The following is a 12,501-nucleotide window of genomic DNA, read 5'->3' as shown; positions in this document are numbered from 1 at the left end:
TCCCTGACATGTACAATACCGACCTGCCGACCCGCGCCGAACTGCCGTCCTCGAAGCAGCTGCTGCGCTCCACGGCCATTGCCATCGTCGCGGCCGCGGCCATCCTCGTGGCCGTCGTGCTGCCGGCCGAATACGGCATCGATCCGACGGGCATTGGACGGCCGTTGGGCCTGACCGAGATGGGCGAGTTGAAAATGCAATTGGCGGCCGAGGCGGAGGCCGACCGCGCGCCACCCGCCGCAACGCCGGGCCCGCGGTCCAGCCTGCCCGGCGCGATCTTCGCCGGGCTGTTCATCCGCTCGGCCGCTGCACAGACGCCGACACCGGCAGCCGCTTCGCGGACCGACGAGACCACCATCACGCTCCGACCGAACCAAGGCCTGGAAGTGAAGCTCGACATGCGTCGTGGTGCGCGGGCCAGCTACAGCTGGACCGCCACGGGGCCGGTCAACTACGACCTGCATGGTGAACCGCCCAATCCAGGGCGGAACGCCGCGCATAGCTATCGGAACGGCCGTGGGTCCTCCGGCGAACAGGGCGAGTTCACCGCCATCTTCGACGGCACCCATGGCTGGTTCTGGCGCAACCGCTCCGGCCGCGATGTCAGCGTCACGCTGCGCACGACGGGCGACTACGCACGCATCATCCGCCCCTGAGGCCGGCCTCCCCGCCGGCCTCGGCCGGCGGGGGGCTGTGGAGTTCGAAGCGCCATGGTGAGCCCACTTGCCAACCAAACCTATCGCCACCTGTTCGCGGCGCAGGTGCTGTCGCTGCTCGGCACGGGTCTGGCCACCGTGGCGCTTGGGCTGCTGGCTTTCGAACTGGCGGGCGCCGATGCCGGTGCGGTGCTCGGCACCGCGCTCGCCATCAAGATGATTGCCTATGTGGGCATCGCGCCTGTCGCTGGCGCCTTCGTCCACCTGGTGCCGCGGCGCAGCCTGCTGGTGGCACTCGACGTGCTGCGTGCCGCCGTCGCGCTGTGCCTGCCCTTCGTCACGGAGATCTGGCAGGTCTATATGCTGATCTTCGTGCTGCAAACCGGGTCGGCCGCCTTCACGCCGACCTTCCAGGCGACGATCCCCGACATCCTCCCCGACGAGGCCGATTACACCAAGGCGCTGTCCCTCTCGCGCCTGGCCTATGACCTTGAGGCGTTGGCGAGCCCGGCGATCGCCGCGGCGCTCCTTGGGCTGGTCGGCTTCCATTGGTTGTTCGCCGGCAATGCGCTGGGCTTCCTCGCCTCGGCCGCCCTGGTGCTGACCGTGGTGCTGCCCTCGCCGAAGCCGCCTGCAACGCAGGAGGGCGCCTGGGGCCGCATCACGCGCGGCAGCCGCATCTACCTCGCCACCCCGCGGCTGCGCGGGCTGCTGGCGCTGAACGTCACGGTCGCCATGGCCGGCGCGATGGTGATCGTGAACACCGTGGTGCTGGTGCGCGCGGGCTTCGGCCTGGGTGCGGCAGAGCTCGGCTGGACGCTGGCGGCCTATGGCGCGGGCTCGATGGTGGCCGCACTCGCTGTGCCGCGGCTGCTCGATGGTGTGATGACAGACCGCACAGCCATGATGGCCGGCGCCGGGCTGCTCGTTGCCGGCTTGCTGCTCGGGCTGCTGGTGCCAAGTTGGTCGATGCTGCTGCCGCTATGGATGTTGCTGGGTCTAGGCAATGGCCTGGTGCTGACGCCCAGCGGGCGCCTGCTGCGGCGCTCGGCCCATGCGGGCGACCGTCCTGCACTGTTTGCTGCGCAGTTCGCGCTCAGCCACGCCTGCTGGCTGGTCGCCTATCCGGTGGCGGGGCGGTTCGGGGCGGCGGCAGGGATGGAGGCCACCTTCCTGGTGCTGGCGGTACTGGGCGCGGTGGGGCTGGCCGCCGCCATGATGCTGTGGCCGAGGGATGATGTGGAGGAGGTCGAGCATGTCCACGACCGGCTTCCGCCTGGCCATGCGCATCTGGGCGATGCGCAGCCGGATCCGAGAGGAGCGTTCCGCCACCGCCATGCCTTCGTGATCGATGAGCTTCACCAGCGCTGGCCCCGCTAAATTCGGACACGATGCGCTGATGAGTCAGAGGCGTTTGGTCAGAAAGGCGAGGATGGTCATGGAACCCTCCGCTTCGTCACCCCGACCGACAGGGTCGCCGCCGCCAGATCGAATGTCGCCGCAGAGATGTTCCGCGCCATCACCCGCGCCGTGTTGTTCGACCACACCGCCGCGTCGAGCTCGATGAAGCGCGTCGACGAGACGAGCGACGCCTGCGCAAGATCCCCCGCCCGCGCCCCATTCACCGTGACGTCGATCAGCGCCGTCGCCCCCGGTGCCAGGCTCGGCAGGTCCCAGGACACCTCCGCCGCGAACTCTCGCTGCCCGGACTGTGGCAGCAGCGGCGTGCCGTTCAGCACGGCCGGCGTGGCTTCTGGCAGCCCATAGAGCCGCAGCGATTGCAGGTCGATCGGCCCGTCGAAGCCTATCACGCCCACCTGCGCATAGGCCACGGACGCGCCCACGCGGATAGTTTGCCGGCGATTGAAGTTGGCATCATCCATGGGCGCGCCGGCGTTCCACCCCTTGGCCGGTCCGTTCCACTGCATGGTGGTGATCGAGGCCAGGACGTCGCCCGCGATGTCCTCGCGGACATTCCCTGCGCCGTCGAACACGCGCACAAACAGCCGCCCGCCCGAGGCGCCGCTCGTCAGCCAATGTGCCAGCGCGAACTCCTTCGCCTGGGAGGTATCGAGCATCCACCCCAGTCCGCGGTTCGCCGCCAGCGTCACGGCCCGATCGGTCGGCGTGAGGTCGGTCAGCCCGTTGAAGCAGAAATCCGCCATGAAGGTCGCGGTGGTGGTGGAGGTCGCGATGGTGATCAGCCCCTCCACGCCGACCTCGGTCGCCGACTGCCGGAACGCTGCGGCCCGGGTGTTCGGTACCCCCGCGAGAAAGCGCTGGAACCGCGATGCCGGCGCGCGGTGCCGGTTGATCACCGCATTGCCGCAGCGATTGGCCGTCGCCGTGTAGTCGATGCCGACCAGGTAGGTGTTGGTCCAGGCGATGTCGTATTCGCAATCCTGCGCCCCGGCGGTGTGGCGGGCGGCCAGCGGCGAGCAGGCCTCCATGCGCATGTTCCGCGCGATGATGGCGCTGCCGGAGGTCTCGTTCAGGAAGGGGATGGCGATGTTGCTGCCGGCCTGGCGGAGCTCGAAGTTCGGCGCGTCAAAGACATGGCGATTGTGGTTGGTATAGGCGCCGGCCTCATTCCCGAACCGCACCCCGAAGCGGTCCATTGCGGCGTTCACCCCCGTCGCCTGCGCGAAGTGCCCGCCGTAGTAGCGGATCGAGGTGTTCCAGGCGGTCGCCGTCGCGCACCAGATGTCGAGGCCGATGCGGTTGTTGACGATGCGGCCCAGCGTGAAGGTGCTGTCCTCCACGCCGCGGCCATCGCCCAGGGTACGCATGCCGATGGTGAAGCCTTCCACCCGGCGCAGCTCGATCTGGCTCGCATCGACGTTGCGCACGGTGATGCCGATATCCGCCTCGGAGGACCAGTCCGATAGCGTCTGCCGGATCACGTTCAGCCCGGTGTAGAGCTTCTCCGCGTTGCGGATGGTGCCGCCATCGCCCAGCACCAGCACGGAGGTGGGCGCTGTGCCAGTGTAGCGGATGGTCCCCTGCATGATCAGGCCACGCGCGCCGCCTGGCAGCGTCACGGTGCCGGAGACGTTCCAGGTGCCAGGCGGGATCATCGCGAATTTCTGGTCCGCGCCGGCGCGATCAAAGGCGGCCTGGATGGCGGTGCGATCATCCGCCACGCCATCGCCCAGCCCGCCGAAGTCATTCGGCAAAACCGCCTCGCGGTCGCGCAGGTACTTCGCGAAGTCGGTCTTGTTGAGGTTGGCGTTGAGGACCAGCAGGTCGTCGATGCGAGCCGGCATGTTATCCACCCTGGTACGAGATGCGGAGCGAAGATGCGGACCTTGCTTTTTTACGCCGGTGGTGCGGCGGCAGAGATTGCCGGCTGCTACGCTTTCTGGGCATGGATCCGCCTCGGAGCTTCGGCGTGGTGGCTGGTGCCTGGCACGCTGTCGCTGATGGCGTTTGCCTTGTTCTTGGCGCAGGTCGACAGCGCCGCCGCTGGGCGCGCCTACGCGGCGTATGGTGGGGTCTACATCGCCGCTTCGCTCGTTTGGCTATGGGCCATGGAGGGCGTGAGGCCCGACCGTTGGGATGCGATCGGCGCCGTCATCTGTCTGGTAGGAGCGGCAGTGATACTGCTCGGTCCTCGCACCGCTTAATCTGCGTCAAGTGGCGGTGGCGGTGACCGGGCCGGCGAAGGCCGAGACGTTGCCTTCGGCCGAGACGCTGCGGAGCCAGTACCAGCGGGCCTGGCCGGTGGTGAGGCCAGTGCGATCCCAGGGCAGCGCCGTGGGCTCGCTGGCCAGCTTGGTCGCGGCGGCCAGGCTGGCGCTGCTGGCCTCGAACACCTGCAGCCGCACGGCATCCGGGGGAAAGCCGCCCGACAGCCGCACGCCGCCGGCAATGCCGGTCGCGGCCAGGCCCGACGCGGCGGCCGGCACCAGTGCCTCGCGCCAGCCCGACACCGCCCCGCTGCGCGCCTGCGCCCGGACCCGGAATGCCGTGGGTTCCGCGGTGGGGATGCCCACGGCGGTGGCGCCGAAGCCGCCCGCATAGCCTTGCCAGACCGCGACGGAGCTGGGTCGGAACTCGATCTCGTAGCCGGCCAGATAGGCCGAGCCCACGGCGGACCAGGACACCGCGATCGCAGCGAAGGTCACCCCGAGTGGTGTCTCCACCAGGATAGACGCTGGCGCGGCGATCACGCCCGGGTTCGGCAGCACCACGGACGGGTTCTGCCCCGTCGCCCGCTCATCCGTCGCCGGGTTCCAGGCCCAGACGGCGGGATCCTCCTCCGCCAGCTGCAGATTGACCCCGCCATCCGGTGCCAGCGCCCATCCCGTCACCCGCGCCGGGAATGGCGTCAGGCGTTCGAGCGCCACGGTCACCCCATCCCAGGGCCGCAGCCGCAGTGCCGAAAGGTTGGCCTGCATCGCCACCTCGCGCTGGCGGCGGTTGCGCTCCAGCTCGATTTTCATCAGGCGCTGGACCGTGGCGGCGGAGGTGGTGAGCGGGAACTCCATGTCGCGATAGATCGCCTCGCCGCCATCCTCGGTGACGTAGTTGCTGGCCAGCAGCGGCGGGGCATCGGTCGGCTGCCAGGCGGCTGCGGGCTCGACATAAACGGCGCGCACCCCGTTGAAGAGATCCCGCCGCGGACGCGAGCCCACGATGGTGACGTCGCCGCGCAGATCGTCGGAGGTGAGGGTCGCCGCCGGCAGCGCGGGCGCGCCCGCGTGGATGTAGAAGCGCCCCCCGCTCACCACCAGCGCGCCGGCCATTGCAGCCACCAGCTTGCGCGTGATGGCGATCTTGCCCTCGCCCAGGGTGACAGCGCCGTTGACGGTGTAGCGGCGCTCGGCGGTGCCATCGCGGCGGCCCATGATCTCGTCGCAGATGTTGGCCGCGGCCATCAGCGCGGGCAGGTCGATATCCGCCCAGGCGGCGCGCCACCCGAAGGGCGAGGTCAGGTACCAAGCCAGGCAGAGCGCGGGATTGTCGGACCAGCCGGTGGCGCCGGTGCGCGGATCGAGGATGGTGTCCGCGCCCTCGACGATGGCCGACAGGCTGGGCGCGCCGGAGGGGAAGGCCTCGGGCCGCAGCTTGAGGCGCACGGCGAGATAGGCGCGCCCCTGGCCACGATGGGCCGCGGTCCACTGGCCGCCAGTGTCTGCCACGAGATTGGCATTGGCGGCCTGGCCGGGATCACCCAGCGCGCGCTCGATCCGCAGCAGGCCAGCGAACTTCGCGTCGGTGGAGGCGGTGCCGTTGAGGAAGACCTCGCCGATGGCGCGGACGCGGTGCGCGGCCAGGACCACGACCACGTGGAGGAAGCCATCGGCGCGTCCCTCGTCATCGGTGGCGGAATGCAGGAACACCACGGGGCCGGAGGTGCGGCAGCGGCCAAAGACGATCTGGTGCTCGGTGATCGGCTGGCGGAAGGACTGGGTGCGTCCGGCGCCGGGTGTGCGGGGATCGAAGCCGGAGCCGGGACCGGTGTCGGTGCCTGGCGTGACGTTGGCGCTGCGGGCGGCGGAGGGCGACTTGGGGCGGAAGACCGCGGCACCCACGCCGGACACCACCAGGGCGGCGCCGGCGGCCGCCACGGCGCCCAGGACGCCGCCGCCAATGACGGCCGAGGCAGCGGCACCTGCCGCGGCAGCGATGAACGGGATGGCGACCGGCATTAGCCAATCCTCCAGGCGGTGGTGCAGGCGGTGATGGGGAGGCGCAGCAGGCCCGAGGGTCCGACGAAGGCGGCGCGGCCGGCGTCGAGCACCACGCCGAGGCGCTCGGGATCGGCCGCGAGCACCACGTCGCCGGCACGGGCGAAAGGCACTGGCACGCGCGGGTAGCCGGCGGTGTCGGCCATCGCGGCGAGGGTCGGGCGGTGCTGCCAGGACGGGCGCTGCCCCGTGCAAGCGACCACCGCCGCCATGGCAAACCGTCCGCAGTTCCAGCGTGTCGCGTCGAAGGGCCGATGCTCCGCGGCGGTGATCAGCGCCGCCAGCCGCTCCGGCCAGCCGGGCAGCCGGTTCACTGGTTCGGTAGCCGGATCTCCGCCTCCTGGAGCGCGGGCACGAACTCGAAGAAGCGATCGCCGGGATACTCGGCCTGCTGGTCGGCATCCGTGTAGCGCCGCACCTCGGCGCGCTCGAGGTCCACCAGCCGGCTCTCGCAGGCCAGTGCCACGGAGGGCTCCGCGCCGTCCGTCACCTCCATCGTGTCCATCAGCCCCGCCCAGAGCGGGAACGGGTCCGCCACAAAGGCGCCCTGCGCATCGAGCAGCGCACCCCACAGCGTGACCGGCCGCAAGCGGTAGCTGCGCTCGGCCAGCGCGATATCCACCACCTCCTGCGGCACGGGCGACAGTGCGAGGGTGAGCCGGACGGCACGCAGCTCCACCGTCTCCTCCACATCCGAGATGGCGCCGATGCTCCCAGCGCCCTCGAACACCTTCCCCGCCCAGTCCAGCGGGCCGAGCCCGGTCCAGACGCGAAAGGGGCCGGTGGCGAAGTCGAGCTCGACCAGCACGACCGGCGTGGCGATGGGCGCGGTGGCCGCGGAGGCGGCCTGGTTGCTGAGGCGTGGGGTGCCGGACATCAGAGGGCTTCCTCGAGGCGGATGGTGACCGCGGCAAAGGGGCCCGGCCGCGTCGGGTTGGCCGCCTCGTCGTCGGAGACCAGCCGCATCGGCACGCTCGGCAGGGAGAGGATCAGCGGCTCGCCGACCACCACCGCGGCGCGCAGCGGTGGCGCGATGGCGATGGTGGCGGTGCCGGCCCCCGAGGCCATGACCGCGCCGGTGGCGATGTAAAGGCGACCGCCGAGGCCGATGTAGTCGCCGGCGCCGACCGCCACGGTGCTCGGCCACCAGCCCTGCGTGACGATCGACAGCGCGCCGCGCGGCGCGCCCGCGGCCAGCGACGGATTGCCAGAGCCGACGACCAGCCCGGTCCCGTCGGTGAAGATGGTCGCGTCCGAGAAGCTGTAGGGCCCAGTCGGAACATCGCCCTGGCTGCGCGGATCGCCGGTGCGGTATTCCCGCCGCCAGTCCCAGATACGCACCGTGTTCGCCGAGCCAGCGAGTGCCGCCAGCAGCCCGTCCATCACCCCAGCCTGCACGCGCCCCAGCGGCTCGAAGCTCGCCTCTGCCACCCAGCGCGCGCCCTCGCGCCGCAGCACCTGGGTGGCGCGGGTGACGGGCGAGACAAAGCGCAGGGTGTTGTGCTGCAGGTAGAAGCTCAGCCGCGACGGACGCAGCGTGGCGGGCCAGGCGTATTCCGTCATGACCGCTATCCCCGCACGATGGAGGTGGCGCTGCCGCCGCGGCGGATGGCGTCGAGCGTCGCCGCACTGGCCTGGCGGACGATCTGCGCCGAAAGCACCCGCAGCCGTGCCTCGACGCCGGCATCGGCGCCGCGGGCGTCGATGGTGATGCTCTGGTTGATCACCGGCCCGCCCGGCGCCATGCCATTGGGCAGCACGGTGCCGCTGCGGTTCGGCACGAACCATTCGGGACCACGCTCGCCCACGATATAGGGTTGGCCGCCTGCGACCGGCCCGCCCTCGGCGCGGAACAGCCCGCCCAGCGCCGAGCCAATCCCCGAGAAGATCGAGCCGAAGTCAAAGCCGGCCAGGCTGGAGGTCACCGCCGTGCCGAGCGGCTCGGTGATGGTGCGGCGGACGACGATGCGGGCGATGTCCTGCAGAATGCCCTGCAGCACCTTGGAGAAGCTCTCGCCCTTGATGATCGCGTCCTCGAAGGCGGAGGAGAAGGTCAGGCCGAGTTCGCGCGCCGTGTTGCTGGTGCGCTCGGTCGCCTGCTGGACGCGCTGCTGGCTGCGCTCCAACTCCTCCAGCGCGGCATTGGCCTCGCGCGAGACCGTCTCGTCGGGGATGGGCTGGCCGATGCGGTCGGCGCGTTCCACCAGCCGGCCGAGGGTTTCGAGGCGGCGGGTGTAGCGTTCCTGGGCGTTCTCGTTGTTCTGGATCAGCCGCTCGCGCTCGCGGATGATGTCGTTAATCTCGCGCTCGGCCTCGCGGTCGGGGCGCGGGATGGCAGCCACGCGGCGGGTGGTGCCCTCGATGCGGCGCAGCGCCTCGTCGCGCTCGCGCAGCGCCAGGGTTTCGAGGCGGGTACGATCGGCGGCGGTGATGCCGCCCGCGGCCTCGGCCTCGCGCAGGCGGCGGACGCGGTCGTCGTATTCGCTGTTGATCCGGAAGCGATCGTCGAGCGCCTTGCGGAGTTCCTCGGCATCGGCGGCCGTGCGGCGCCGGCGAGCCTCGGCGGCCTGGCCAGCTGCGGCCTCCTGCTCGGTGCGCTGGCGCTCGCCGGCGGCCTGCTCGCCGCGGGTGATTTCCTCCGACAGCTCCTGGTACTGCCGGCGCAGCTCCTCCAGCCGGGCGGCGCGATCCACGCCGGCCTGTTGCTGGGCGGTGCCGACCAGCCCGCCGCGGATCGAGCCACGCCGGGGCTGCGAGCGCAGGCTGTCGCGGCCATCGTTCTCCGCCTCGAGGCGGGCGATCTGGGCGCGCAGCGCCTCGGCCTGGGCGCGGCGGTCGGCTTCCTGCTCGGAGGGGAGCAGCAGGCCGGAGCCGCGGCGCACGCCGTCCAGCACGCGCGCGGCGCCGGACAACGCCCGCGCCAGGGCGTTGGACAGGCCGATCGCCTGGTCGAGCCGGGCGAGGAACTGATCGGCGGCGGCGGTGAGCTGCCCAAAGGCGCGGCCGACCGAGAGGGGTGCCCGCTCGAACTCGCCATTGAGCCGCTCGACGGCGCGGAGCAGCGCGGGGAACACCGTGTCGGCGGTGAGCTTGCCCTCGGAGCCGAGTTTTCGGAGTTCGCCGATGGAGACGCCGAGCTCGCGCGCCAACGCCTGCGCCAGGGTCGGCAGACCTTCCAGGATCGAGCGCAGCTCGTCGCCCTGCAGCGTGCCCGAGGCCAGCGCCTGGGCGAGCTGCTGAGTGGAGGAGGCGATCTCCTGCTGGCTGGCGCCAGACGCGATGGCGATGCGCTGCAGGCCGCCGACCAGCGTGGCGACCTGGTCCGAGGTGGCGCCGATTTCGCGCGCCGCGATCGAGAAGCGGGCGAAGGCGTCCACGCTCTCGCGCACGGCGACGCCGGTCTGCAGGCTGTCGCGATACAGCCGGTCGTAGATCTCGCCGGCACGCTCGACGGAGCCCAGCGCCGTGTTGAGCCGGCCCATGGATTGGGTGAGCGCGTCGCCGGCGACGACCACGGCGCGCAGCCCAGCGGCGAGGCCGGCGATCTGAACGCCGCGGACGGCGATGTCGAGCAGGTCCAACGCGCGGGAGGCGCGATCGGCGCCGCCCTGGATGCGCTCCAGGCTGCGCTGGCCGGTCTCGCCGACCTCGCGCAGCTCCTGCTTGACCCGGCCGGCATCGTCCAGCGATAGCCGGACCGAGACGCGGCGCGTGCTATCCGCCATGCGTCACGCCTCCTGCATCGGTGTGGTGGTCAGGGTCCGGGGGGATCAGTGCGCCGTGCGGCGCTGCCGGCGGCCAAGCCCATGCGCATGGCCAGCAGCAGTTCGGCCGCGGCCCAGCCGGTGGCGCCCATCTCGCGGGCGGTGGCGAGGGCGGCCGGCATGTCGAGGTCGAGGCCCGTCATCGTCGCCGTGGCGCAGGTGGTGCCGGCGGCCCAAGCTGCGGCGCCCTCGACACTGGCCGGGGCCTGGGCGGCGTAGGGGCAGGCGAGGCCGCAGTCGCGGTCGAGGGCCGCGCAGCCGCGGCAGTAGTCAGGGCCCTGGCCGAAGTGCCATTCGGCCCGAGCCCTTAGTCGTTTCCCTCCAGCGCCACGGCGGCGACCGGGCCAGTGGCGCGGTCCCAGAAGGCGGCGGCGATCTCGTCCATGTCCATCAGGCGCTCGACCGCCTCGGGCGAGAGCGGCAGCGGCTTGCCGGCGGCGTCGCCGACGCCCTCCCAGGCGGTGACGGCGTGGCGGGCGAGCGCCTTGACCAGGAAGGCGAAGGCCAGGCCGCGGGCCATGTCGGGGTCGAGGTCCTCGGAGGCGGCTCGCAGCGCGCCGAGGCGGCGGGAGGAGCTGGCCTGGGCGGCGGCCATCACAGCGGTGGTGACGGGGCGGATCTCCACGCGGACGCCGCGCGGCAGGTCGAGCCAGTACGGCTCGACCGGGAGGTCGAGGGTGAGCATTTCGCAATCCCTTGTGATTGGTTACCTACGAACGATTGGCCAGCTGCTGCTGGCCGCCCCGAAGAGTGCGTCGGCTTGACGCGCTGACTATGCTGCACGAACGGCCGGCCCGAATCGGCTCTGGGCCGGCGTTACACACCGCGCCGAATACTTAACCGTAGCGAAGGATGTTTTGATGGCTGACTGGATCTACGTCGATAACTCGAACGTCTTCATCGAGGGACAAAGGGTCAGCGCACTCGCCAAGGGCATGGCGCTGAACATCTATGACGCATTTGACAACCGAATTCTCGATACGAGCTATCGGATGAGCTTTGGGAAGCTCTACCAGTTTGTGGCTGGCACTGACCCCAAGGGCACGGCCCGCGCCATGCTGTTTGGATCTCGTCCCCCGGAGAATGACGCGGTTTGGAACCTTGCAAAGCGCGCTGGTTTTGAGGTCGTTACTCATGACCGCAACTTCGCCAATAAGGAAAAGAAGATCGACACTGGGATCGTGGCGGCGCTAACGCGTGATGCCTACAAGAGCGCGCAGCCTGGAGACGTGTTTACCATCGTGTCAGGGGACAGTGACTACGTTCCCGCAGTGGAAAATCTCGTATCCGACGGTTTCCAAGTCGATGTCGTCTTCTGGGACCATGCCTCGCGGGAGCTGAAGGCCGCATGCTCAAACTTCATATCGCTCAATCAGCACTTGGACGCTTTGCGCCCTTGATGGGGCACATCAAGAGCTTCGGCGGCAGCATCACGCATACTCCGTCCCCGCCTGCTGGTTCCGCAGCACCGCCGTCATCATGCGCGTCGCCGTCGCGTTGAAGGCGGCGCGGAAATCGAAGCTGGCCTCCACACCGGCCGGACCTTCGATCGGGGTCTTGGCCAGCGCGAGATAGACCTCGTGCAGCGTGATGGTCAGGCTGCGGTTCGCGTCGATCGTGAAGGCCATGGCAAACTCCGCCGAGGTGCCGGCCTGTGCCTGGGCGAGCAGCGTGGTGTTCTCGAAGCGCACGGTGATCTGGCCGGTGCAGCGCGCAATGCCAGGGTCCACGCCCTCGACGCGGCGATCGGCGCGGATGGTGCGCACCGCCTCCATGCCGTTGGCATAGGTGAGCCGCGCGCCGGTGACCTGCGCCAGCGCGGCGCCGCTGCGGGTGATGGACCCCTGCGCCTTATTGAAGGCGGTGTAGGCCGCGCTGGTCGGCGTGCCGCCTGAGGTCGCACCCGTGCGCACCGAACCCTGGCCAAGCAGCCCGAAGGTGGCGGTGGCCGCGCCGGTCGGCGTGAAGTCCAGTTCCAGCGTGTCGGCGCGCACGCCAGTGCAGACATCGAAGGACGGCACGTCCGGATAGCCGACCTCCATCGCGTTGCTGGGCAGCGAGGCCGCGCCGGAGCCGAACGTGTGGATGAAGTTGGTGGTGCCGGTGGTGGTCGGCGCACCAAGCAGCAGCCGCAACCAGTGGCCGATGTTGATCAGATCGACGGGCACCACTGCCTGGCCGGCGACCGTCACGGTGTCGAGGAAGGGCGCCGCCGGATCCCGGTTGCTGCCCACACCGATCACGTCGGCATCCAGCAGCGGTTGCTCTGCGCCCAGGTCACATGACAGGAACGGCACGCGCCGCCAGTTGCCGCCCGGGGCGGTGCCGTAGGTAACCTCGGGGATCATGAGCAGGCGCGAGTTCGCGCCGATGGCACGGGGCATCGGA

13 protein-coding genes are annotated in these 12,501 nt (G+C 70.4%); 4 read left to right on the top strand and 9 right to left on the bottom strand.

Annotation, left to right across the window (positions count from 1 at the left end; genetic code table 11):
• Positions 1 to 8 precede the first annotated feature (8 nt).
• Together LPC08_RS00935 and LPC08_RS00930 are read left to right on the top strand one after the other, a co-directional pair.
• Complete coding sequence (locus tag LPC08_RS00935) at positions 9 to 656, top strand: transmembrane anchor protein (protein WP_230450866.1); 648 nt, start codon at positions 9 to 11, stop codon at positions 654 to 656.
• Between the two features lie 54 nt (positions 657 to 710).
• A complete protein-coding gene (locus tag LPC08_RS00930) occupies positions 711 to 2,036 on the top strand; it encodes an MFS transporter (protein ID WP_230450865.1) in 1,326 nt (441 codons plus the stop codon).
• A gap of 56 nt (positions 2,037 to 2,092) precedes the next feature.
• On the opposite strand, the gene LPC08_RS00925 is transcribed toward LPC08_RS00930, so the two are convergent.
• A complete protein-coding gene (locus LPC08_RS00925; RefSeq protein WP_230450864.1) occupies positions 2,093 to 3,922 on the bottom strand; it encodes a pectate lyase family protein in 1,830 nt (609 codons plus the stop codon).
• A gap of 33 nt (positions 3,923 to 3,955) precedes the next feature.
• On the opposite strand from LPC08_RS00925, the gene LPC08_RS00920 reads away from it, so the two are divergent.
• A complete protein-coding gene (locus tag LPC08_RS00920; RefSeq protein ID WP_230450863.1) occupies positions 3,956 to 4,282 on the top strand; it encodes a YnfA family protein in 327 nt (108 codons plus the stop codon).
• A 6-nt stretch (positions 4,283 to 4,288) separates the two neighbouring features.
• Here LPC08_RS00920 and LPC08_RS00915 read toward each other — a convergent pair whose 3' ends face one another.
• From LPC08_RS00915 to LPC08_RS00885, 7 genes are all read right to left on the bottom strand, one after another.
• On the bottom strand, positions 4,289 to 6,310 hold the full coding sequence (locus tag LPC08_RS00915; protein WP_230450862.1) for a phage tail protein: 2,022 nt from the start codon (positions 6,308 to 6,310) through the stop codon (positions 4,289 to 4,291).
• Positions 6,310 to 6,663, bottom strand: coding sequence for a DUF6950 family protein (locus tag LPC08_RS00910; RefSeq protein ID WP_230450861.1), 354 nt, complete (start codon positions 6,661 to 6,663; stop codon positions 6,310 to 6,312). The genes LPC08_RS00915 and LPC08_RS00910 overlap by 1 nt, the downstream gene beginning before the upstream one ends.
• Complete coding sequence (locus LPC08_RS00905; RefSeq protein ID WP_111472463.1) at positions 6,660 to 7,226, bottom strand: hypothetical protein; 567 nt, start codon at positions 7,224 to 7,226, stop codon at positions 6,660 to 6,662. The genes LPC08_RS00910 and LPC08_RS00905 overlap by 4 nt, the downstream gene beginning before the upstream one ends.
• Positions 7,226 to 7,912, bottom strand: coding sequence for a hypothetical protein (locus LPC08_RS00900; protein ID WP_230450860.1), 687 nt, complete (start codon positions 7,910 to 7,912; stop codon positions 7,226 to 7,228). Before LPC08_RS00900 ends, LPC08_RS00905 begins: the two co-directional genes overlap by 1 nt.
• Before the next feature lie 5 nt (positions 7,913 to 7,917).
• Complete coding sequence (locus LPC08_RS00895; protein ID WP_230450859.1) at positions 7,918 to 10,074, bottom strand: tape measure protein; 2,157 nt, start codon at positions 10,072 to 10,074, stop codon at positions 7,918 to 7,920.
• 29 nt (positions 10,075 to 10,103) lie between these two features.
• Positions 10,104 to 10,256: a hypothetical protein gene (locus LPC08_RS00890; RefSeq protein ID WP_230450858.1), complete on the bottom strand. Its 153-nt coding sequence runs from the start codon at positions 10,254 to 10,256 to the stop codon at positions 10,104 to 10,106.
• A gap of 164 nt (positions 10,257 to 10,420) precedes the next feature.
• The gene (locus LPC08_RS00885) at positions 10,421 to 10,798 is read right to left on the bottom strand and encodes a phage-derived protein YdaY family protein (RefSeq protein ID WP_230450857.1); all 378 of its coding nucleotides are present in this window, start codon (positions 10,796 to 10,798) and stop codon (positions 10,421 to 10,423) included.
• A gap of 175 nt (positions 10,799 to 10,973) precedes the next feature.
• On the opposite strand from LPC08_RS00885, the gene LPC08_RS00880 reads away from it, so the two are divergent.
• Positions 10,974 to 11,513: an NYN domain-containing protein gene (locus LPC08_RS00880; protein WP_230450856.1), complete on the top strand. Its 540-nt coding sequence runs from the start codon at positions 10,974 to 10,976 to the stop codon at positions 11,511 to 11,513.
• A 30-nt stretch (positions 11,514 to 11,543) separates the two neighbouring features.
• Here LPC08_RS00880 and LPC08_RS00875 read toward each other — a convergent pair whose 3' ends face one another.
• Positions 11,544 to 12,497: a phage tail tube protein gene (locus LPC08_RS00875; RefSeq protein ID WP_230450855.1), complete on the bottom strand. Its 954-nt coding sequence runs from the start codon at positions 12,495 to 12,497 to the stop codon at positions 11,544 to 11,546.
• Positions 12,498 to 12,501: the final 4 nt, after the last annotated feature.

Origin of the sequence: Roseomonas sp. OT10, from assembly GCF_020991085.1 — a bacterium.
GTDB classification, from domain to species: Bacteria; Pseudomonadota; Alphaproteobacteria; order Acetobacterales; family Acetobacteraceae; genus Roseomonas; species Roseomonas cutis.
Note: the sequence above shows the minus strand (reverse complement) of the source record. Positions and strands in the feature narration are given on the sequence as shown.

What these genes read in the sequence shown, in the direction of transcription:
- LPC08_RS00920 (WP_230450863.1), top strand. Translation starts at nt 3,956, where the DNA reads ATGCGGACCTTGCTTTTTTACGCCGGTGGTGCGGCGGCAGAGATTGCC.
- LPC08_RS00890 (WP_230450858.1), bottom strand. Translation starts at nt 10,256, where the DNA reads ATGACGGGCCTCGACCTCGACATGCCGGCCGCCCTCGCCACCGCCCGC.
- LPC08_RS00885 (WP_230450857.1), bottom strand. Translation starts at nt 10,798, where the DNA reads ATGCTCACCCTCGACCTCCCGGTCGAGCCGTACTGGCTCGACCTGCCG.
- LPC08_RS00935 (WP_230450866.1), top strand. Translation starts at nt 9, where the DNA reads ATGTACAATACCGACCTGCCGACCCGCGCCGAACTGCCGTCCTCGAAG.
- LPC08_RS00905 (WP_111472463.1), bottom strand. Translation starts at nt 7,226, where the DNA reads ATGTCCGGCACCCCACGCCTCAGCAACCAGGCCGCCTCCGCGGCCACC.
- LPC08_RS00880 (WP_230450856.1), top strand. Translation starts at nt 10,974, where the DNA reads ATGGCTGACTGGATCTACGTCGATAACTCGAACGTCTTCATCGAGGGA.
- LPC08_RS00925 (WP_230450864.1), bottom strand. Translation starts at nt 3,922, where the DNA reads ATGCCGGCTCGCATCGACGACCTGCTGGTCCTCAACGCCAACCTCAAC.
- LPC08_RS00930 (WP_230450865.1), top strand. Translation starts at nt 711, where the DNA reads ATGGTGAGCCCACTTGCCAACCAAACCTATCGCCACCTGTTCGCGGCG.
- LPC08_RS00875 (WP_230450855.1), bottom strand. Translation starts at nt 12,497, where the DNA reads ATGCCCCGTGCCATCGGCGCGAACTCGCGCCTGCTCATGATCCCCGAG.
- LPC08_RS00915 (WP_230450862.1), bottom strand. Translation starts at nt 6,310, where the DNA reads ATGCCGGTCGCCATCCCGTTCATCGCTGCCGCGGCAGGTGCCGCTGCC.
- LPC08_RS00895 (WP_230450859.1), bottom strand. Translation starts at nt 10,074, where the DNA reads ATGGCGGATAGCACGCGCCGCGTCTCGGTCCGGCTATCGCTGGACGAT.
- LPC08_RS00900 (WP_230450860.1), bottom strand. Translation starts at nt 7,912, where the DNA reads ATGACGGAATACGCCTGGCCCGCCACGCTGCGTCCGTCGCGGCTGAGC.